The sequence below is a fragment of the Epilithonimonas hispanica genome, assembly GCF_003385395.1.
Taxonomy (GTDB): domain Bacteria; phylum Bacteroidota; class Bacteroidia; order Flavobacteriales; family Weeksellaceae; genus Epilithonimonas; species Epilithonimonas hispanica.
Window position 1 is genome coordinate 1 of the sequence record NZ_QNUG01000046.1, and the last position, 21,219, is coordinate 21,219.

Here is a 21,219-nt window from a genome sequence, read left to right on the forward strand (position 1 = left end):
TATGGATGAACACGAAACCAATTTATTTGGTCAGAAAAATGAAAAAGATACACGTAGAGCCATTAGTTTAGGTTTTATGTACACTTTGCCAATGTTAGTAAACTTTCAGGCAGAGGTATATCACGATGGAATTGTACGTCTTTCCTTAATGCGTGAAGATATTCCCATCACAAAGAGATTGAGGGCTGGTTTTATGGTCAACACCGATAAAGAGTATATGACAGAGCTAAAATATATTATCAATAAAAATGTGGGTATTCGTACACATTACGATAGTGATATGGGCTGGGGTATAGGATTATCTTTAAATTATTAAAACAAAGGATAAACAGCTAAGCCAGGAAACCGAAAACGTTTTTTCAACCCGTTTGTGCTGTCTCGACTATTTAGCACAATATTACAATTTAAAATTGCACATGACAATGATAGAACTGATAAAGACAACACCCGCATTTCCTGTCAGGGAAATTGACAAAGCAGTTCAATTTTACAAAGACAAATTTGGTTTTAATTGTCGGTACAAGGAAGACACTTTTGCAATTTTGGTTCGGGACAACATAGAGCTGCATTTGTGGGCTTCCTGCAATTATAGTTGGAAATGGAAAAGCATTTTTCTATTTCTAAAACCGATTAGTAGTGGGGCAGAAAGCTTTTTAGCAGGAACACACAGTTGCAGAATTGAAGTAAAAGGAGTTGAAGAGCTGTATAAGGAGCTAAAAGAAAAAGAGGTGCTTCACAATGAAAAAACAGAGATAGAAAGTACCTATTATGGCACAAGAGAATTTGCAGCATTAGACTTATACGGAAATCTTTTATCCTTTTATGAAAATGTATAAAAAGATGTTTTTGTATTTTAGTATTTGCTTAAATAAACAATTTGCATATCTTTGTACTTATGGATAATCTTTCTTGTATAAGGCAGCAGGCAGACGTTAAGCAGATAATGCGTTGCAAAGACCGGATTAGTGAAATTAAAGGGACAGTTGATTATTTATCTAGCGGACTTGAGTTAGCGGGTAACAATGTAAGACTGAAAATACTTTTTCTTCTTTATGAAGAAAAGAAACTTTGTGTTTGCGACCTAAGCGATATTCTCAGTATGACCATTTCGGCAGTTTCTCAGCACTTGCGAAAACTCAAAGACAGAAAACTCATTGAAACGGAAAGACAAGCGCAAACTATTTTCTATTCGTTGGCAAAAGAGTATGAAAAAATGCTCAAACCTTTTTTCAAAATCCTTAATGAAAACAAAATTTTGGAAGCAATATGAAAACAGAAAAAAAATTAATCGGTGCAGGACTTTTGACAGCAATTGCTTCGTCCTTGTGCTGTATTACGCCAATTTTGGCTATAGTTGCGGGTTCAAGCGGAATTGCTTCTACCTTTTCGTGGCTCGAACCTTTTCGACCTTATTTTATTGGTATGACTGTTTTAGTTCTTGGCTTTGCTTGGTATCAAAAACTGAAACCTCAAAAACAAATTGACTGTAATTGTGAAACAAATCAAAAACAAAATTTTATGCAAACGAAATCATTTTTAGGAAGTATTACCGTAATATCAGTTTTACTTCTATCATTTCCGAGTTATGCTCACATCTTTGTTCCGAAGACAAAAATCACGGCAATTGTTACCTCGACTTCTAAAATTCAGAAAGTTGAATTTACTATTAAAGGAATGACTTGTTCAGGATGTGAACATCATGTAAAGACAGAAATTAGCAAACTAAAAGGCATTGTTGAAGTTATTGTTTCTTACGAAAAAGGCAACGCAATTGTAAAGTTCGACAACAAACAAACCAGCATCGAGCAAATCGAAAAAGCTATTAACTCGACTGGTTACAAATCACTAAAAAGCAAAATTATTTCATAATGGACATCATTTTAATATCCGAAATAACTTGTCCAACCTGCGGACATAAGAAATCCGAAGAAATGCCAACTGATGCTTGTCAATTTTTCTATCAGTGTGAGAGTTGCAAAACAACTCTAAAACCTATAAAGGGAGATTGTTGCGTGTTTTGTAGTTACGGTACAGTAAAGTGCCCACCTATTCAAGAGGGAAATGCTTGTTGTAAATAACTAAACCACTATGGACTTTCAGTCCATAGATTTGAACAACGAATGAAATTCGTTTAAAAAACTCCACAGATGCACAGATAATAAAATATTAAAAAATTCATTTTATTATCTGTGCATCTGTGTCGAATAAAAAATTTATAGAAACTGAAATTCTTGCACTGAAAGTGCATAGTTTCAACTAACTATTTTAATGCTTAATTGAAACTATGCACAACGAGTTTTCTATAGTCAGTTAATACTTACAACCTTTTTTCTAAAACAAACCAAAGCCAAAGTCCGGAATTGTTTTAGAAATGGGGTTGTTCCGCTTTCCGCAAAAATACGTTTCCGACCGCAGGGAGGAATTGCATTTTTGCCGCCCAACTTTTGGTCAGGCGGTTTTTTATATTTTTATCAGTTGAGAATGGAAATTTTTTAGATTAAGGAAAAAACCTCTGTTTTCAGTCAGTCCGTTGCGAAACAAGTTCCACAATAGAGAACATCCCATTTGTGCTAATGTAGAATTAATAAACAAATCCTGCTTTTCTAATGCTTCTGCTAAACTGCAACTTGGTGTATCATCTTGCGTTTCAGACTGCAAAAGCAGTTCTCCAAATTCTTCCGTCACATAAGGAAGATTCGACGTTGTTTGATATTTTTCGGAATCAGGTTGTTTTATATTCTCAACTGTAGAAAGCAAAACCTGTCCAGAATATCGGTTGTTGCCAAAATCCATCCAATATTTAGCCTGGTTTCTGTATAATCTCCTACCCTCTTTCAATTCATTCAGAATATCAGCAATTTCAAATCGTGATTTGACATTATCAACACACGACATATAAATTGCGGACTGCATATTCTCTTGGATTCTTCCTAAAGAATCTCTTTCAAACTTTCTGACTTCGGCTTTCAAATTCGTTCCAGACCATCGGTTTGCCCGATTTATCAGTGCAACTGCCTTTGGTAATCCTACTTCACATTCTGCAAAACGCTGTCTGCCTTGATTCGCTTCTGTGACAATATCATCATCCCACAACCGCACCTGTAATCCTGCGTGTCCCAATTCAATCAATGAATGGTTCATTTCCATCAAGGCGGTCAATACTTTTGAACCTGTTCCACCTGCACCTATGAGGTTTACCATTACAGGATTGGTAGGATTTAAAAGGCTATCATCGGTAAAATGGACTTTTGTTTTTTCAGATTGTATCATTAGAGTAGATTTTTTAAAGTTAGATTTGAATTGATTAGAATATCTGTCGGAAACGGCTCTTTTGAATCAATAAGGCTTTTCCAAAGGATTACCAAGTTTCCTTTAATCGGATTATGGCTGTTGACCAAATGGCTGAAATAAGAATTGAAAAAATAGTTTTCCCATTTCTTAGTAAACTCTTCGAGTGATGCGGAACTTTTAATGTTTACGTCGACCGTTCCCATACAAACACTTCCGCTTTCGTAAACATTAAAGAACGGAGCGTGAAATAGTGGTGTATCTGTATTGGGGCGTTGGTCTGTCTCCAATGCGAATATTTTCATTCCCTGCTTATTAGCACACCATACCAAAGGTGGCACATTCGCTAATCCGTTTGGAATCGAAAGCTTCTCGGTAAATAATAAATGTCGTTCCTGTGCTTTTGTGTACCAGACCACTTTTCCATTTTCCGACGTATCTATTAAAAGTATAGTTTCAGAAATAACTCCACTTGGTCTTAGAAAATCTTTGTCTTTCTTATTTTGGATATTCAGCATTTTCGATAAACGCTGTGCTTCCCTTAAGGTCAAAGGATGGGAATTGATGGGATTTCCATTGCGGTCAATATCAAAATGTTCAACATAACCATCGGGATTATAATCTTCTGTCTCATAAAAGACCAATGCTGATTTAGGATGGTAGAGTGTTCCAAAATTATTGGTTATGTCAGTTTCTTCATTTTCAGTTGTATTGATTGTATTTCTCATAGCTTGTTATTATAATTTGCTTTATTTATATGTTTGACAGATTAGTTAAGCAATCGACACAATTCGTTCAAGACCTTAAATAGCTGATTTTCAAAATCAAGATTTTTATCGGTTATATCACTTCCGTTAAATGTTTTAAAAATCATTGGTTCCTGTGTTTCAGCATATTCGTTGAACTCGTTATTGACCATACTCGTTAGATTATCATAAATTAATCCGTCACTCTCGGCAAAAAAGGAAATATATTTATCCATTGCGATAACAGTTTCCTCGTTGTAATAGTCATCTTCGTCCATATCTTCGGATTTGACCGCATTGTTATAGTGGGCATTTCTGAAAATGCTTTCATTAGGGTAATCACAATAAAGTTTAAAGGCTTTTTCTGCCAATTGAAGGCATTCTTTATCAAACCTGTTTTTCGGTCTAAAACGTTTCAGCCGTTGCTCAAAAAAGATAAGATTTCTGCAGTCGGCAATCTTTTGTCCCATCATATCTCCGATGATTTCTGCACGTTGAAGGTCTTTTTTGCGGTTGTGACTATCCTCTATTTCTTCGTCCTGTTGAAGCCAATCGTTAAGCATTTCGTAATTATAATAGAGATAAGAATCCTCCTGCCTATAATATGGAATATCTGCATTTCTATACAGATAAGCGCATACTGATAACAGTAAACAGGCTGCTTTTCTGTGTACCTTATTGTGGAGAAATTGATAAAGCGGTACGACAGGAACATAAAACAAGGTTGCCCCTGTGTTGCATCTCTCTTCTATTGCGAAGTAGGTCTTACTAGCCTTTTCTATCAGTCGGATACTCTGCCAATTTTCACTCTTGGTTTTCAACTGCGCTTCAATATCTCTCAAAGCAAGGCTGATATTATAAGGATAATTAAAATGCTGTGTCGGCATCGTAGTTATATCATAATGCTTTGCTAATTGAGAAAGGGACTTATAAAAATCCCTTTCTATTTTAGCAGACTTACGTTTGGTCTGTTTTATGGTTATGTCATTCTCCTCTAATTTCGGCATAAAGCAGGTTCTCAGAAAAGCATCGGAAGTTGAGAGATTGGAACGGATTTCCGTTGGTCTTTCTGTATTTCCGAGCTGTCTTTCATCTGCTTCATCCACTCTGCGTATTCTTTCAACTGTCGGTGCAGTTGCCTTTGTTTTTTTTCTTCGGGTGGTTGAATTGTTCCCGATATTGTTTTTCGCTGCATTCATTTTTTTGTTAATGGTTGTTGGTTGATAGTTAATAATCTTTTAGCAAAAACTTTTGGCGAATGGCTTTTAACATTTCATATTTCGCTAAGCTAAAGGCCGTTACCTGTTATCCTTTTGTTCCAATCACACTCTCAAATTGATATTCAACCGCATCATCCTTGATTTTCGGTGCTGAAATTTTTGAAGTGGTAAGAATCGGATATGTGTTGGCGTAAAAGTTCATTACTGATTCTACACTCCATTTGGGTTCTGGGTCGGTCAAGCGGATTTCCTGTCCGTTATCTTTGAATATAAAAACTCTATCTAATAAGGTTGCAAGTAACATAATCTTTGATTTTTAGGTTAAATTTCGGTTGATTGAGGTTGATTTTCAGAGAAAAGACTTGGGGCAAAATGTCTTTCGTATTCATCCTGCTTTTTGCGGATTTTCTCAGCATATTCGGGAAATTCCGAACCTTTCGGAAGTGCAGACCACGCTTCTTTATATTTGCCCTCTTTTTCGAGTTCTTCAGCTTTCTGTAAGGCTTCGCCGTACTTTTTATCTTTGGCTTCCTTTTCTTTTTTCTCTTTATCAGATTTCTCTTTTTCCATTGCCGATTTCTTCTTGGCTTCTTCGACCTGTTTCATAAAACTTTCCATATCTACCATTAAACCCGATGCGGTTTGTAATGGAGTGGAAATATGCTCAAAAAATCCATTGTCCAAATCTTCTGCTGTCCCACGCAAATTAAGGGGCGGAATCGTTTTCCTTGCATCGTCTCCGCATTGCTCATTATTGAGCAGTACGGAAAGAACGAAACTGTTTTCTGTGCCTTGTCGGAGTGTGATTTGTAAATCTCCCGTAAGATTGAGTTTGGCTATCTGTCTGAAAAAATTGGTTTGCATAATACTTTGATTTTAGATTTTGAATTATAAATTTTAGATTTAGACCTCGAATTATTTTGTCAATTCCCATAATGAAAATTCTTTCGTCCAAAATTCTTCCCCTGTATGTTTCCCAAAAGCATTATAGATGGCATTTCCATTCTTGAATACCTGCATTTGATAACAGTTCAGATTATTCTCAGGTTGCAGGAGTTTTTTTAATTCGTTAGTTTCCAATTCAATGAAAACGCTGTCTTTTTCCGAAAGCCATTCTTCTATTTCGGGATGTGTTTCCTCCGAAAATCTAAAAAATTCAACATTGGTATCAGCATAATTCAGCCATTTTAAATCATAGTCATTTTCCAAAGGCTTTACAGCTTCGAGCCTTTTCTTTTGGGTTTCTTTCCATTCTCCCGTAATGTGGATAATGGCAAAATCGCCATTATCCCATCCGCTGTTGGTCATTGTTTTTATCAGTAAATATTCTGTTTGTTGAAGTGATCTTTTCATTTATGCAATTTTTTGTTTGTTATTATTTATTTTCCTGTCTAATAGGATTCTCATAATCTCATCTTGGTAATCATAGCTTGTACCCTCAAATTCGTAACAATCCGTATCTACATTGTAGATACAGTCTTGAAAGTCACATTGATTGAGAAAATAATCCTGTAAGATTTCGTTTTCGTAAATGGTCTTGCCGTAAACCATACAGCCAGATTCTTCGTAATCCAATACAAATCCGACATTGTAGTGAGTTGCAACCATCCATAACGATTCAATATTTGGACTCCATCTTGTCTCATAATGGAAAGAACATTCATCAGTCTCATCACAATAAATTTCAAAGAAGTAACCGTTTTTGCTCTCAATAAAATCGGGTAACTGCCCGATATTTCCTTTACTTTCCTTTTCAATCATTTCTTTAAACAAAGCCAAAACTTTGTTTAAACTGTCCTTATCTCCATTGAATGTTACTTTATTGTTGCACCAATTTGCCATAATATTTGTTGTATTAATTGTTGTTTTCGTAAATGTATGTTCCACTCGTTTTCAAAGGGTCTTTTCCCTCTGTAAGACGGATTTCTGATTTGAATTTTCTTGAAAGACTTTTTGCATACCGTATTGCTGTCGTTCTCTCGCAATAGAATTGGGAAAAGACCTCCACCTTTTCCCAATCATTCTTATCACTTTTCGACTTCATTTGAAAGTTATATTGTGCTTCCATATTTGTGAATGCTTTTAGAATGGTAAATCATCATCTGTATCTTCTGCAAAAACATTGGATTTCTGTGGTTGTGAAGCTGGTTGTTCATCTGTGTCAGACTTTTTCCCACCTCCGTGTACTTTGATGTTTGAAGTATGAAAATTCAGTCCCGACTTTATTTCTCCATCTTTTCCAATCCACCCACTCGAACTCGCCCTGCCTGTCAATTCAACTAAAGTTCCTTTGGTTAAAATCTTAGCAACATTTGGACTTAGCCAATAAGAACAGTTGTAATAGGTGGTCTGCTCTCTTCGTTCGCCTTGCTTAGTCTTGTAGCTGTCATTGATGGCTACTGAAAAATTAACGACCTGCTTGTCGTCTTTTAAATGGTTGATTTCTGCGTTTCTTGTAATTCTGCCAACGATGTTCATAATGTTAATTTTTGATTGTTAATAATTGATTTGTTGTTAATTGTAAAATTTTCGATTAAATTGATTTGGTTTCGAGGACACTCGTTTTTTTTCTTTTTTCTGCTTATATCCAATTGGAAAACAGTATTCTTTGTTGTTGTTTTGTTTTTTTTCCGTTGATGTCAATGACCGTCTTCGATTTAATTGATTCGTATAACTGAGGTTCCGTCTTTTTCTTTGCCGATGATCATAGGAAAGTAACAGGCATATAAAACCACAATCCTCCAAAGCTTTGGAGGATTGTGGCTCGAAATATTTTTGTCCGAAGGATTCAGGAGTGTCTGAAAAAATTATTGGAACTCGTGGAAAGAATTTTTATAGAAACCCAAAAATATTTTTTTAGGTGAATGATGCTGTCCTACATTTGCAATAGTAAAAAGCCAAACATCAGTTAGAAGTGATTAACTAGACGGTTTTGACGCCGGTAAAATCAAAATAAAACATTCGATAATTAGTTTGTCTAATGATTTGAATTGCAATATTCATTTAATTTTGGGTTAATAATTCTTGAATAAAAATACTTTTTTGATAAATTTTACGGAGTTTATTATTACTTTACGGATTTTCTTAATTTTCTCTCACTTACTTTGATTATATTTGTCAAAATCACAAATAGATAGCTGGATTTATGAATATTCAAATACTTACCATCGTATTAAAAATCAATGTTGATTTTTAACTTGACTAGTTTTTTGCCTTTGATATATTCTATGAGCTATAAATCATAATAAAATTACACTGTGAATGAAATTTGAAATTCTACTAAATGAAATTTTTGATGACGTCAAATTAGACGACACTTTAAAAATCACCAACAACAAATCAGTTCTTGGAATAATTAACGATTTTGAAAATGGAGAATGGAGATATGATAAATTTCAAAAATTCATATGGAACAACATAAAGGAAACTGCATTAAGTCATAGTGAAAGGAAAGCACTTTTGGATGATGGAGAAGGTTCAATTTTAACAGAATCTGCAAAAAAATTACGTTTAATTGAGTCTGTTGATGCAATTGGAAGAGGTAGTGAGATTGCAGAAATTGTACTTTACGGAATAATGAAAAATCACTATTCTGCATTGCCAATTGTCCCTAAAATTTTTTACAAGCAAAATCTAAAAGATGAAGCTAAAGGTTCAGATAGCGTTCATATTGTTGTGGAGTCAGAAGATTCTTTTTCATTATGGTTTGGGGAATCAAAATTTTATAACAGTATAGAAAATGCGAGGTTAGATACAATTGTTGCTTCTGTAAAAGACTCTATAAGTCTAGATAAAATCAAAAAAGAGAATAGCATAATAACGAATTTAAGTGATATCAATGATTTTGATGAAATCTCTGAAGATTTGAGAATTAAAATAAAAGCTAGTCTTTCACAAGAGGAATCAATTGACAACATAAAGCCAATATTAAACATTCCAATATTATTGTTGTATGAATGTGAACAAACAAAACTTGGAACAAGTTTGACCGCAGAATATAAACAAGGTATTATTGATTATCACAAAGACAGAGCAACTCAATATTTTAAGAAACAAATTCAGAAATGTGCTGACGTACATTTATATGAAAAAATTAATTTTCACATAATTTTATTTCCAATTGCAGACAAGGAAAAAGTCGTAGATAAATTTATTCAAATCGCTAAAGCTTATAGAGATTAGTTATGCAAGAACAAGTTTTTGACAGATGCCATATAATTAATGGACTTTTAATCGATAACCAAGAAAATGAAGCAAGACAGGAGCTCATTAAATTGTTAGATTTTCACAACACTAATCAATTAGCTTACAATCCATTAGTTAATCATTTAATAAGAGAAACAGGTCTTTTTCCATACTTGGAGTTAGAAACCTCTAATTGGGAAGAAAGATTTATCTATAATGCCTTTAAAGTTGATGTCGGCGAAGAAAATCCCTTAACTCTACATAGAGAACAATCTTTTTTACTTAAAAAGCTTTTGGAAGGAAAAAATATTGCTGTAAGTGCACCAACAAGTTTCGGTAAAAGCTTTGTAATTGATGCGTATATTAAAATTAAAAAACCAAATAATGTTTTAATAATAGTTCCAACATTAGCACTAACAGACGAAACTAGAAGACGATTATATAAAAAATTCGCTCACGAGTATAAAATCATAACAACCTCTGATGTTGAATTGTCAGATAAAAACATATTCATATTTCCACAGGAAAGAGCTATGAATTACATTAACATCGTGGAGTCATTTGACATTATGATAGTTGATGAATTCTATAAAGCCAGTAGTAAATTTGATAAAGAAAGGTCGCCAAGTTTAATTAGAGCGATGATTAAACTTGGAGCAAAATCAAATCAAAAGTATTATTTAGCTCCAAATATCACGTCATTAGAAAACAATCCATTTACAGACGATATGGAATTTATAAGGCTTGATTTTAATACCGTTTTTTTAGAGAAACACGAACTATACAATCAAATCAAGAATAATGATGAAAAAAGCGAAGTACTCTTAGAAATCCTATCTAAAAATAAAGGAAAATCTCTGATTTATGCTGGTACATATTCCAATATTGATAGCCTAACTATTTTATTTCTTGCGACATATGAGCCAGTTAAAAATGAACTTCTTGAAATGTTTGCAAATTGGCTTTCTAAGAATTATGATTTCAATTGGAGCTTAACAAAATTAGTTAGTCGCGAAATTGGCGTTCACAATGGCCGACTACATCGTTCTTTAAGTCAAATCCAAGTAAAACTATTTGAAGAAGGAGAGGGAATACGAAATTTAATTTCAACATCTTCAATCATAGAAGGCGTTAATACATCTGCTGAAAACGTGATAATTTGGAGAAATAGAAAAGGAAGTGCAAAATTGGACGATTTCACTTATAAAAATATTATTGGAAGAGGTGGCAGAATGTTTAAGCACTTTATAGGTAAGATTTACATTTTAGAACAACCACCAGAAGAAGGCTTAACTCAATTAAGCATTCCCTTTCCAGATGAAATACTAGGAGATTTAGAAGAATCAAAATATGATGGATTATTAACTAAAGAGCAAGTTGCAAAATTAAAATTCTATAATGATGAAATGGCTGAGCTTGTTGGAGCTAAAGTTTATGAAGAACTAAAATCAGAATCCATTTTTCAATCGAGTAACTCTGATTTGATAAAGGCCATAGCAATTGATTTGACTAAAAATCCTGACGAATGGAATGGCTTATATTACTTGAATGAATTTAAGCCTGAAAATTGGGATAGACTTCTTTATAAAGTGATAAAGTTACAACCAGGAAACTGGGATTGTAGCTATAAAACCTTTGTCGAATTTATAAAAATAATGGCTTACAATTGGACTAAATCTATTCCCGAACTGCTAAAAGAACTTGAAGATTATGATGTTGGGATTGATACTTTTTTTCTACTAGAAAGAAATGTCACATATAAATTTTCAGCACTTTTAAATGATTTAAATACGTTACAAAAACGAATTTTAAAAAATAAGCAATATGATATTTCTAAATTCATAAAGTGGTGTTCAAACGCATTTCTACCTAAAGTTGTATTCCAACTTGAAGAATATGGTTTGCCTAGAATAATTTCAAAAAAAATTCACGAATCTAAAGTTATTGACTTCTATGATAGTGATTTAACCATACATAAAGTAGTTGAAAAATTTAACGAAATAGGAAAAAAAATGACTATTGAAACAACAAGTAATTTGGACGAATTTGATAAATATATTTTGAATTATTTCTTTGACGGAATAAAAATAATGAACGCCTAAATTAAAATTTATTTTCCGTAGTATTCATACAAAACCATTCATTCAAATCTATAAAATCCTTGTACACCAAAGAACAATCTTCTACATTTTTATACTTTTTTTGAATAGTTTCTTTAGTTGCATTTCCATTTGGGTCATTGTCCAAGAAAAGTGAAATTCTATCATATTCTTTCAACGATTCTTCAACTTTAAAAAGCATTGCTGTAGAATTGAGAATCAAACAATCTGAAATTGAACTTTCTGCACTTTCCAAATTTATAAAAGTCAGATAATCAAAAAAACCTTCAAAAACTACAATGTCATTGGAAGTATTCAAATTATTTTTTTTCAAAGTGAAATCTTTTTTGCCCAAACATATCTTTGAATATTTACTTCGGATTTCAACTCCTCCTGAATTATTAAAAAAGCCAATTCCGAAATATTTCTTACCATTCAACATATACTCAATTTCTTTTACCAAATCTTTTTGTTCACACACTTTTCGGGATTTTAAATATTGAATTAAAGCGGGGTGCTGAATTTCATTTACTTTTATGATTTGATAATTTTTGATTTGGACAGCTTCTTCAATCTGAGTATTATTTTGAACTGAGAAGTCAAATTTTTCAAGATACTTCAAAGCTTCAGAAACAGAACATCGATTCATTTGCTGAACGATTGAAATCACATCATAACTTTTCCCGGTTCCGAAATCAAATGCTTTATTTTTAACGAAATCAACCGAAAAACTCGGGATTTTTTCCTCTCTGTCGAGCGCAAAGTAAAATGCCGTTTTTCGATTTTCTTTCACTGGAAAAAGATTGAACGATTCCAAAACTGTTCTGATATTTATTTTTTCTTTTGCTTCTTCGCAATTCATTTTTTTCTTTTTTAAAGCAAATTTTTTATCCACATTTTCCTTTTTAATAAAAAAAAACTTTTTAATTACTTTTAATATACTTTTAATGAGGCATTGTATCGTCTTATAGTAAAGGTTTTGAGCCGCTTTTTCGGTGAGCGCAATTCCGAATTCCAGTGAGCGCAATTCCGAAAGTAGAGTGACCGCAATTCCGAAAAAACAACAGTTTTCGGGTGAGTGCAATTCCGAATTCAACATTCTATTTTCATTCATTTTTAATACAAGACTCGTAGTTATCCACATTTTTTTATGCTTATCCATATTTCTAGTGGGTTTTGAATTTCGGAGTGACCGCAATTCCGAAATATCATTCAAAAATTTTGGCACTTTAACACTTTCTTAACCTCAGTGACCGCAATTCCGAATTCCGGGTGAGCGCAATTCCGAATTCAAATGATTATCGGGTAACCATTTGGTAATAATTCTCCCATTTTTGAACGTCGATAAATTTGTATAATGTGTTCCTGAATTTCATTCAGAAAAAAGTTTCCTTGAAATTCCGTAGATTTAATTTCTTGCGATCGAGCTGCTCGGATAAATTCTTTGAATGCTTTTTCTATCAATACTCTGGTTTGTGGAACGTTTCTGTATTGATGGGAAAACTGGAGCATTTCATTTTCGTGCAGACCATATCTTTTTTTGATGTAACTTAATCTTTGGGCAATTTTTCCCCTATGGTCAAGATACGCTTTGCTTGATTCCAGTTGTTCTCTTGTGTTTCGAGATAAATTGTTGTCCAAAATGCTTTTAGTTAAATAAGGAATAATAAAGATTGAATCTCCTCTGTACTTGTAATTGAAGGAAAGCGTATTGAATGTATTCAAACTGGTTCTTGCAGGTTTCAAAAATTTGAAACAAAAATCCTTGGAAGTTATATACTTCAATCCAAATTTCTTGTTCAGTGTGGAGAGTTTTAAAACAGCTCCGTTTTCAGGCAGTTTCGCAAGCCAGATAGCGAAAATAATATGCTTATTATTCCTGATATTATACACCAAATTGTACAAAACGTAATTGTATTCCGGAATAACCATTAGTTTTTTAAGCCAATAACTACTGATTAAAAATGTTGTGTAACCTCTCTGGTCATAACTAGGTATAGAAATTAGTCCACCAAAAGTTTTGATTTCCTTGCCTTTGGAATTAGTGGATTTGTACCAGCTCATTTTGAACTTCGTAAGAAATTCGTAAGCATCTACCACTTGCTTAGTAGAACCGCTTGGTGAAATTTTGCTGTTCCTGATTTTTAAGGAAGCGAAAATATTGTTCTCGGTTTCAAATTCTTCATCAAACAAGGAGAGTTGTTTAGGTCGGTCTTCCGGACGAAATTGCTCATTGCTGATAGTAGAAACAATATTAAATATTACCCGAAGCGCATTGATGGGGATATCTGCAGCTTCGTGACCTTCGAAAATGAAATCGTCCACGAAACGGTTTCCCAAGCGAATTCTCTCAGGATTTACTTCATTACTATTTTCAAATTTCTTGCGGATCAACCGTAAATCCTTTTCCGGTACAGCCATAATAATTCTTCAATTTGGTTTAAAATTTCAATCTTTATTTTCCTTCATTACATTCTAAATTGATTAAAATCGATTTGTAATTTTATATCAACTTGATTTTCTCGCTTTCGAGCGTTTTAGTACCGTCCGCAATACTGTAATATTTGTAAATATTAATTCCTTCACCTTGAAAGACCCTTTTCTCGGCTTTACCGAAATTGGGGATCTTCACTTTTTGAATTCCTTTGTACTCAGCAAGCATTCCGTTGATGGTTACTTTTTGACCGGGTTTTAAATCTGATAGTGTCATAATTCAATTTTTTTTAATGGATTTTTATCGTAGACATTTGTCGGCCTTTCAAAGGTTGCCGTTTTGGGATTTTGGACGTTTTATATCCGGAATGGATTGAAGTGAAAGTTGATGACTTTCCATTTGACCTTTCATAAAAGGTAATGTACTTTTCAATGAAGATTTCCAATTGGTAATAGGTCTATCAGAACTATTTTTCCAGTCATTGTTTTTCCAATTCTCATATTTCGATTGTATTTCAGAATCTAACTCAGGCACGTAAATTTTTAATGTTTCCGCATACGTTATAAATTCTTCGAAAGACGGAATATTTTCATCGTTCCCTTTTTGAGTGGTTGGTTGTGGTTTTGAGGATTGTATTGTTTGCGATAAATCGCTTTCAATTTCCTGATCACTGGTGTTTTCAGAAAAATTTTGAACGGGACGATCTGTAAGTAATGAAACTCCGGATTCTACTGTTTTTTGAATAGATTCCTCCTTTCCAATTTCTTCTTTACTTACCATTTCAGGGCTAGAAATTTGTGAAGGATAATCTCCTATTAACCTGTATTTACACGCCAGTCCGCTCGTTGTTTGGTATTGAATTAATCCTAATTTCCGGAGTTTTTCTTTAGTGGATTTTACCGTTTTTCGAGTGACTCCTAATTCTATACTTATTACAACATCAGAAATTTGAAAATCACAAGAGTGATTGTCAGAACCAATTTTCAGTAGGTATAAGTACATTGAAATTCCCGTTGTTCCAATTGATGTTCTTTGGTTAAAATCCCAAAACCGCCGCATTAATTCAAGGTAATGCATATTTATTTTTGTGCAAAAAGCGTTAATGCCTTTTCTTTATCAATGATGATAATGTTTCCGTTTTGAATGATGGCATCATCTAACAGTCCTGAAGATTTTATTTCCGAGGCTTTCGAAATAGAACATCCCAACATTTTTGCCAGACCTTTCAATCCAAATTCATATTTTTTTTCCGAATTAATTTTTTTGGAAACCTCCAAAAATTCTTCAACAGTTAGTCGCCATATCGGAGTTCTGGGATCGATATTCTTCATCTGTTCTTAATTTATAGATTTTTTCAATTCAGAGATCCAATTCCTCGCAGCAGCCCGCCAGCATTTCATTGGTTTCTCATTACTCAATTTCCAGTTTTTAGATCGATAAAAAGAGAAAAAGCAATCTGCTTCAGCAGATGGGAGATCCCGCTCAGTAAAATATAACTCAACTTCATTGAACATCGGAACTAAAAACCGAATCTCATCTTGTAGTAAGAAATTTTGATTTTGAGATATTTTTTTTTCGCCTACTTTTTCACTGTCAAAATCAATGATCTCAATCAAGCTTCCTTTGTACGAGTTGTAACTTGGCGAATACCGTATAAATCCAGCACGATAAAGTTCTCTTATACACTTATGGTAGGTAGCGATTGACCTGATCTTACTTAAATTCATCACATCTTCACGGCTAATCCGAAAAGGATTCTGAAACCGGTTCAAACTCCAGAACTGGAAAAGTGAAACATACATACTGATATGAGAGGGATACAATCGATCATCTTCAATAACACGCTCAAAAAAAACGATGATATTTCTATTATTCTTCATAATTCCGTATTAAAAATTAATGTTTAACATCCGAGAGTAATTTTTGGATGTCTTTATAATTGTAATACAGGGAGCCCCCTATCTTGCTGTACGATAATGTTCCGTTGATCCTCAGATTTTGTAAGGTTCCTGAAGATATGTTAAGAAGCTTCTTGACCTCAGAACTCCGAAGCCATAATTTTTGCTCTGTCGTCTTACCCTTGAGTAATATTTCAATGCCTTCCAATAGTTCAATTTTGAATTGCTGAAGGTCTTCTTTGGTGATAATAGATATTGCCATTTGTCAATTATTTTGTTCGACAAAATTTCAAAATCACGCTTAATATCTTTCGGTAGTTTCTCGGTACTACCGAAAGATTCTCTTGTACATCCTTTGAGTACAGAGTTTTAGATCAATGGTTACTGGTGATTAAACTGATTTTTTTTGAAATTGGAAAAAAAACCTCCAATGCATTGAGATAAGCAACACTTTTATTGGATTATCTTTCAATATTTATATAAATTTTTTATTTCTTCCCATTATGACTATAGTTTCCCGACATTTCTAAGAGTTATCTTGATCGAATTCAAATTAGCTTGAAATACTTTTACCGATCGTCTAAGTAGAAATCTCGCTGATAATGGTGTATATAAAGTTGCTCTATGAATAAATCACACAGGAGATCTTTCGGTAGCTTATCGATACTACCGAAAGATTTACAATTACAATTCCTATGAAATACTCTATTTTCATAAATTAAGTTGAATTATGAATAATGAAAGACTCTACATTAATACATATTAATGTTTAGCCACATAAAAACCAATACAGTCTTAATTAGTGAAAATAGTATATGGTCCTATTTAAAATTGGAGAATTTTGTGTAGAAACTAATTGTTCTCCTATAGGTCTAAATCATCCAAATACTGATTAAAATTATGCTGAAGCAATGACAAAAATTTAGTTCTGTCTATTTTTCTTAACCGTATTTCGCCTAAAGTCTTGTGATAATTACCCAGATTAATATTTAGTGAATTTTCTGCCCAACGGAAAATTTCCGCCAGATCTGAATGACCTCCATTAAAACACTTCGTTTGATGAAGTGCATACAACAGCTCAATAAGGGCAACTTTCGGAGCCGTCCATTCCAGATTCTTAATATGGTCAATAGAGTTGTCTTTACCGTCTTTTGAATCAATTTTATTTGTTAAATATTGCTCTAAAAGATCATTTGCCAATATTTGAGACACAATATGGTCGTGGGAGGTGGAAAATTCCTCATCATAACTGTACAGTTCCGGACTGAGCTTTAACTTAAAATCAAATTTGAACCGAACGAAATATTTTTTGTCTAAGTATGTCGATTTACGACGATAATAACTGATAAATTCTCTTTGCTCATTATAGAAATATAAAAGATTGGATCTCTCGTTTTCATAATACGATCTTAACGCCTGCGAATCAGCATAGGGTTTTGAGGCTTCTATGGCTAACACTTTGGAATAGTAGATATATACTGCTACGAACTGCGGTTTGGTATTTTTAAAGAAATATATTTCGTTACTCCAGTCCGGAAATTGATATTGGCGCAATAGGTCTTTCAATTGTCTTACAGCAGCGTCTGTTTCCATCAGAATTTCTTCTGCCCGAATCACAACATCATTCTCACTTCTGTTGATCTGATCTACTGCTGTTGTAAGATCTTTCCAAAGTTGATCTACTTTTTTTTTAAAATTTTGTCCGTTCATACGTTTTTCAATTTTTTGTTAACGTAAAAATCGGGCTAAAAAATAAAAAAGTCAGGTCTTCTTTAATTCTTCCTGTCTCATTCTGATAAAATCTCTAGGCCTGATACTGTTGATCTCGAGAAAGTGTGCTGAGAAGATCTGCCTGTTCGCCATCCCGCATATTTTGGCGAGTGTTTCAATTTTATAACTAAGATATATAGTTTCCTCTACAAGTAAATTGGTGATATATCTGATTCTTAAAGCTTTAAGGTATGTTGGAAATGTTACATCAAAGTGTACATTAAGTACATACGATAAATGGGTGCGGTTGCTTCCTATCATTTTGGCAACAATGTCAAGTGTTAAATTCTGCTGAAGAAATTGTTTTTCGTCTTCAAAAATCTTTAGATTTGTTTTGATGTCCTCGATAATTTCTGAACTGTATAAGTCTAAACTGTTTTCATCAGATGAAGCGGGTGCTATGACGTCGAAAGTAATGGTTTCTTTTGAGGTATTTAATTTTTCCAGCACTTCCTGATACCTGGCATTCAATTCCTTTTCTCTTTTCCTGAACCTCCAAATTAAAAAAAACAAGATTACCAGTCCCGCACCAATGAAAGAATATAAAATAACTTGATGACCTCTGATCATCTGCTTCTTCTCTTCTATTAAATTGTCCGTATCATACTCGCTATAAATTTTGTCCGTGAGCATCACAAAGTCAGCATTAATAATGGAGTCGGCCTTTAACAACTGATCCGCGTAATATATCTTCCGTTCAGAATTCCCATTTTTTTTAGCATCATCGATCAGATACAGGTAACTTGATCTGATCTCAGGGGTAATAAACCAAAATTTATTAACCAGCGAATCAACTTTATTAAAATAGTTTAACGATTCAGCTCTGTTTCCCTTTGATCTATATAGTTTCCCTATATAAAAATAGACGCTCGTCAAGGAAGCGTAATCCTGATTGTTGCTCAGAATATCTTGAGACACTTTAAAGTGCTTCAATGCTTCATCTGCTTTTCCCTTTCTAAGTAACTGCACTCCCCTTCCTTTCTGGAAGTACCCAAACTCAATCATCAGCTCGCTGTTGTTATGAAGCCTTTCCAGCCCAATATTAATGAGGGAGTCTTCCTTATGATATAATTTCAGATTTCTATAACAAGTGCTTAAGCGATAAATACTGTTAAAATAACCTGATTCATTATTGAACCTGATGTTCCGATCTAAACTCTGTTTGGCATTTTTTTCAAAAAAATCAGCTGTCTCTTCAAAATGTAAGGCTGCATATTTATAGTATCCCAAATAGCTTTTGATCATTCCCAAATGATAGATGATCTTATTTTTAAGGTAACCATCTTTTGAATTTTTTGAATATTTGAATGCTATTAAATATTCTTCTAAAGCTTTTTTATATTGTCTTAGATTATAGTAATAAATAATTCCTTTTCCTGCGTAGGCTCTTGCGATCTGATCCTGGTCGTTTGATTTTACAGCGGTGACAATGGCACTGTCAGCGTATGATAATTTTCTGCTGGTTTCTTTGCTGTAATAGATGGCTTCTTCGTAACCTCGGATTAGTTTTTTAAGGTTATGGTCATTTTTTGCTTTGTCAATGTACATTTTGACAAAAACCATTGCTCTTTCGTCATTCTCTGAGTAGGAATTGATCAATCGGGAAATCTCCTTGTAAGATTGTTGTTGTATCTCTTTACCTTGTGTCATAAACACAAACAAAGTGAACAATAGTGGTAAAATTCTATTACAATAATACATTATGATAAGATATATTCAAATTTAATAAAAAAGACACAATTAAACGCTTTTTCAAACTTTACAATCAAAACAATAAACTGATTATCAATGATATACAAATAAATTTTGTTGGTAGAATTGATCAATAGTGACATTTAATGTATCAATTGATGCAACAATAGTTTTTTTTAATTCCCTAACCCTCCTAATTTCGACATCAGAATTCTAATCAATATCAACAACCGGCCGGGATAAATTTTAAAACCATTATTAAAAAAATGAAAAAGTATATCTCACTTTTAAGTCTAACAGCTATGCAGTCTTGTGAAAGAACCGAATCTGTTTCTGACATGACAGAACAGAAACAACAAAGTATTGAAATTCCAAACAATAAAGAATCTTCAAAGAATGCAGATGGATCTTCAGAAACAAATGGCTCTAATAATTTTGAGACCGGTGATGATGATGAACCAAAAAAAGATAAGCAGCACTGGAGGATAGTGAAAGATACGATCTGATAAATACGACTTCTGCTAAACTGAAACAGTTTCAAAAAATGGAAAATCAGAAAGTGATCTTAAGTACCGGAAAGAAGTGTACCGAAAGTGGAAAATGGGAGATTGAAGGAAGAATAAGCACTGCAGTTTACGTTTCAAAAGGCGAAGTAATGCCCGCCTACTGTGGAAAAAATGTCAAATGGATTTTAGTCAGAAAAGGATAAAAAAGAAAACTATGAAAACCTTCAGAACAAGATTTATAGAATTTGTCAGCTATTTTTTCATATTGCTCTTCTGCTATGCAAGTATCAGTAAAATGATGGATTTTGAAAATTTTCAGATTCAGATTGCACAATCTCCCCTATTGAGTGCATTTTCAAATGTCATGTCTTACGGAGTTCTAGTCATTGAACTTGCAATATGTATTTTATTGATCTTTGAGAGATCCAGAAAAATCGGATTATACAGTTCTTTTGTTCTGATGGTTTCATTCACTGTATATATCTACATGATACTGAACTATAGCGAGTTTATTCCTTGCTCTTGTGGTGGAATCTTAGAAAAAATGGATTGGAAAACCCATCTGATCTTTAATATTGCCACTGTTATCATAGCTGCTTTTGCAGTTATTTTATATTCAGATTCTAAACGACAGGAGATTTTTAAATCTGTGAGTCTGCTGCTCGTCTTATCAATAGTAAGTTGTTCAGCAATTATTCTGATGTACAGACAATCAGAATTTATGATCAAAAAGGAAAATAATTTTACACGAAGGTTTTTACAGCATCCGATAACAGAAGAAAAACGGTCCAATCTTCAGATCAACTCCTATTACTTTGCGGGCATTTCAAAAGATTCAGTATATCTGGGGAACTATACCGCTCCATTTCTACTGACATCAACTGATTTGAATTTTAAAGCAACGAAAGAAAACAGGGTATTACCGGATCGTTACAACTTTGATTTTAAAAGAGTACAGCTGAAAGTGAATGCCCAGAATTATTATCTGTATGACGGAAGTGTTCCTGTAATCTATCAGGGAATCTTGGGAAATCATCAAGCAAAGACCTTGAGCTTAGGACAGGCGTACTTTAGCCAATTGGTGAATATCAGTAAAGATGCCTTTGCAATCAGCACTTATTTCAAAGATTCAGAAAAGCAGACTTTAGGATTGTTGAATCCTTTGCAGAAAAATCCTCTGAATCTGAAATCGGGAATTCTTGGAAAAACCAATGACGGAATCTTTGATACTGATGGACAACTACATTTTGACCCGCTCACTCAGATTGCTGTTTATGTACACTAACCTGAGTTCGGGATAAGAAATGAAATAAAATTTGCAATGAAAAGTAATAATTCGTATATTTAAGTTTCTGAAATTCAAATATTTAACGAATTATTA

27 protein-coding genes and 1 pseudogene are annotated in these 21,219 nt (G+C 33.4%); 10 read left to right on the forward strand and 18 right to left on the reverse strand.

The annotated features are described in order from the left end of the window. The 5 genes and pseudogenes from DRF58_RS15445 to DRF58_RS18830 form a co-directional block, all read left to right on the forward strand. Positions 1-316 (forward strand): annotated as a pseudogene (locus DRF58_RS15445) (copper oxidase); the annotation flags it as partial. A 106-nt stretch (positions 317-422) separates the two neighbouring features. Beyond that, the gene (locus DRF58_RS15450) at positions 423-836 is read left to right on the forward strand and encodes a VOC family protein (protein WP_206605233.1); all 414 of its coding nucleotides are present in this window, start codon (positions 423-425) and stop codon (positions 834-836) included. 59 nt (positions 837-895) lie between these two features. Further along, positions 896-1,270 (forward strand): ArsR/SmtB family transcription factor, encoded by a 375-nt coding sequence (locus DRF58_RS15455; RefSeq protein WP_027381139.1) that lies wholly within the window; start codon positions 896-898, stop codon positions 1,268-1,270. Continuing rightward, positions 1,267-1,869, forward strand: coding sequence for a mercuric transport protein MerTP (gene merTP, locus DRF58_RS15460; protein WP_027381138.1), 603 nt, complete (start codon positions 1,267-1,269; stop codon positions 1,867-1,869). Before DRF58_RS15455 ends, merTP begins: the two co-directional genes overlap by 4 nt. Beyond that, on the forward strand, positions 1,869-2,078 hold the full coding sequence (locus DRF58_RS18830; RefSeq protein WP_072410579.1) for a GDCCVxC domain-containing (seleno)protein: 210 nt from the start codon (positions 1,869-1,871) through the stop codon (positions 2,076-2,078). Before merTP ends, DRF58_RS18830 begins: the two co-directional genes overlap by 1 nt. A 382-nt stretch (positions 2,079-2,460) precedes the next feature. Here DRF58_RS18830 and DRF58_RS15470 read toward each other — a convergent pair whose 3' ends face one another. From DRF58_RS15470 to DRF58_RS15510, 9 genes are all read right to left on the reverse strand, one after another. Further along, positions 2,461-3,267: a PRTRC system ThiF family protein gene (locus DRF58_RS15470; RefSeq protein ID WP_034976223.1), complete on the reverse strand. Its 807-nt coding sequence runs from the start codon at positions 3,265-3,267 to the stop codon at positions 2,461-2,463. A 2-nt stretch (positions 3,268-3,269) separates the two neighbouring features. Then, a complete protein-coding gene (locus DRF58_RS15475; protein ID WP_042279175.1) occupies positions 3,270-4,016 on the reverse strand; it encodes a PRTRC system protein B in 747 nt (248 codons plus the stop codon). Between the two features lie 41 nt (positions 4,017-4,057). Further along, complete coding sequence (locus DRF58_RS15480) at positions 4,058-5,233, reverse strand: hypothetical protein (protein WP_245955516.1); 1,176 nt, start codon at positions 5,231-5,233, stop codon at positions 4,058-4,060. 106 nt (positions 5,234-5,339) lie between these two features. Further along, positions 5,340-5,558, reverse strand: a complete 219-nt coding sequence (locus DRF58_RS15485) for a PRTRC system protein C (protein ID WP_116036737.1) — start codon at positions 5,556-5,558, stop codon at positions 5,340-5,342. A 17-nt stretch (positions 5,559-5,575) separates the two neighbouring features. Then, positions 5,576-6,118: a PRTRC system protein E gene (locus DRF58_RS15490; RefSeq protein WP_116036738.1), complete on the reverse strand. Its 543-nt coding sequence runs from the start codon at positions 6,116-6,118 to the stop codon at positions 5,576-5,578. A 51-nt stretch (positions 6,119-6,169) separates the two neighbouring features. After that, positions 6,170-6,607: a hypothetical protein gene (locus DRF58_RS15495; protein WP_116036740.1), complete on the reverse strand. Its 438-nt coding sequence runs from the start codon at positions 6,605-6,607 to the stop codon at positions 6,170-6,172. Next, positions 6,608-7,096, reverse strand: a complete 489-nt coding sequence (locus DRF58_RS15500) for a DUF1281 family ferredoxin-like fold protein (protein ID WP_034975972.1) — start codon at positions 7,094-7,096, stop codon at positions 6,608-6,610. It abuts the gene before it with no gap. 13 nt (positions 7,097-7,109) lie between these two features. Continuing rightward, positions 7,110-7,298 carry an addiction module toxin RelE gene (locus tag DRF58_RS15505; RefSeq protein WP_245955517.1) on the reverse strand — a complete coding sequence of 63 codons (189 nt, stop codon included), beginning with the start codon at positions 7,296-7,298 and terminating at the stop codon, positions 7,110-7,112. A 38-nt stretch (positions 7,299-7,336) separates the two neighbouring features. Then, positions 7,337-7,732, reverse strand: a complete 396-nt coding sequence (locus DRF58_RS15510) for a single-stranded DNA-binding protein (RefSeq protein WP_034975981.1) — start codon at positions 7,730-7,732, stop codon at positions 7,337-7,339. A 783-nt stretch (positions 7,733-8,515) separates the two neighbouring features. On the opposite strand from DRF58_RS15510, the gene DRF58_RS15515 reads away from it, so the two are divergent. Continuing rightward, positions 8,516-9,436 carry a HamA C-terminal domain-containing protein gene (locus DRF58_RS15515; protein ID WP_034975984.1) on the forward strand — a complete coding sequence of 307 codons (921 nt, stop codon included), beginning with the start codon at positions 8,516-8,518 and terminating at the stop codon, positions 9,434-9,436. A 2-nt stretch (positions 9,437-9,438) separates the two neighbouring features. Then, positions 9,439-11,541 carry a DEAD/DEAH box helicase gene (locus DRF58_RS15520; protein ID WP_116036743.1) on the forward strand — a complete coding sequence of 701 codons (2,103 nt, stop codon included), beginning with the start codon at positions 9,439-9,441 and terminating at the stop codon, positions 11,539-11,541. Between the two features lies 1 nt (position 11,542). On the opposite strand, the gene DRF58_RS15525 is transcribed toward DRF58_RS15520, so the two are convergent. The 9 genes from DRF58_RS15525 to DRF58_RS15565 all read right to left on the reverse strand — a co-directional run bounded on the left by DRF58_RS15525 (position 11,543) and on the right by DRF58_RS15565 (position 19,341). Further along, positions 11,543-12,400, reverse strand: a complete 858-nt coding sequence (locus DRF58_RS15525; RefSeq protein ID WP_116036755.1) for a toprim domain-containing protein — start codon at positions 12,398-12,400, stop codon at positions 11,543-11,545. Between the two features lie 428 nt (positions 12,401-12,828). After that, on the reverse strand, positions 12,829-13,959 hold the full coding sequence (locus tag DRF58_RS15530; RefSeq protein WP_116036744.1) for a hypothetical protein: 1,131 nt from the start codon (positions 13,957-13,959) through the stop codon (positions 12,829-12,831). A gap of 82 nt (positions 13,960-14,041) precedes the next feature. After that, complete coding sequence (locus DRF58_RS15535) at positions 14,042-14,248, reverse strand: hypothetical protein (protein WP_116036746.1); 207 nt, start codon at positions 14,246-14,248, stop codon at positions 14,042-14,044. Positions 14,249-14,296: 48 nt separating this feature from the next. Further along, positions 14,297-15,049, reverse strand: coding sequence for a hypothetical protein (locus tag DRF58_RS15540; protein WP_116036748.1), 753 nt, complete (start codon positions 15,047-15,049; stop codon positions 14,297-14,299). 2 nt (positions 15,050-15,051) lie between these two features. Then, on the reverse strand, positions 15,052-15,303 hold the full coding sequence (locus DRF58_RS15545) for a DUF3853 family protein (RefSeq protein WP_116036749.1): 252 nt from the start codon (positions 15,301-15,303) through the stop codon (positions 15,052-15,054). Positions 15,304-15,309: 6 nt separating this feature from the next. After that, the gene (locus DRF58_RS15550; RefSeq protein ID WP_116036751.1) at positions 15,310-15,852 is read right to left on the reverse strand and encodes a hypothetical protein; all 543 of its coding nucleotides are present in this window, start codon (positions 15,850-15,852) and stop codon (positions 15,310-15,312) included. A 16-nt stretch (positions 15,853-15,868) separates the two neighbouring features. Beyond that, entirely contained in the window at positions 15,869-16,132 is a 264-nt protein-coding gene (locus DRF58_RS15555) for a helix-turn-helix domain-containing protein (protein WP_066439470.1), read from the reverse strand. Positions 16,133-16,734: 602 nt separating this feature from the next. Beyond that, entirely contained in the window at positions 16,735-17,580 is an 846-nt protein-coding gene (locus DRF58_RS15560) for an RteC domain-containing protein (protein WP_068941686.1), read from the reverse strand. Positions 17,581-17,631: 51 nt separating this feature from the next. After that, complete coding sequence (locus tag DRF58_RS15565) at positions 17,632-19,341, reverse strand: helix-turn-helix domain-containing protein (RefSeq protein WP_123902429.1); 1,710 nt, start codon at positions 19,339-19,341, stop codon at positions 17,632-17,634. 257 nt (positions 19,342-19,598) lie between these two features. On the opposite strand from DRF58_RS15565, the gene DRF58_RS15570 reads away from it, so the two are divergent. From DRF58_RS15570 to DRF58_RS15575, 3 genes are read left to right on the forward strand one after another with little or no spacing between them, the layout of a single operon-like run. After that, a complete protein-coding gene (locus DRF58_RS15570; RefSeq protein ID WP_040995566.1) occupies positions 19,599-19,838 on the forward strand; it encodes a hypothetical protein in 240 nt (79 codons plus the stop codon). 38 nt (positions 19,839-19,876) lie between these two features. Continuing rightward, positions 19,877-20,041 carry a hypothetical protein gene (locus DRF58_RS18405; protein WP_155859112.1) on the forward strand — a complete coding sequence of 55 codons (165 nt, stop codon included), beginning with the start codon at positions 19,877-19,879 and terminating at the stop codon, positions 20,039-20,041. A gap of 11 nt (positions 20,042-20,052) precedes the next feature. Beyond that, on the forward strand, positions 20,053-21,123 hold the full coding sequence (locus DRF58_RS15575) for a MauE/DoxX family redox-associated membrane protein (protein ID WP_123902430.1): 1,071 nt from the start codon (positions 20,053-20,055) through the stop codon (positions 21,121-21,123). Positions 21,124-21,219: the final 96 nt, after the last annotated feature.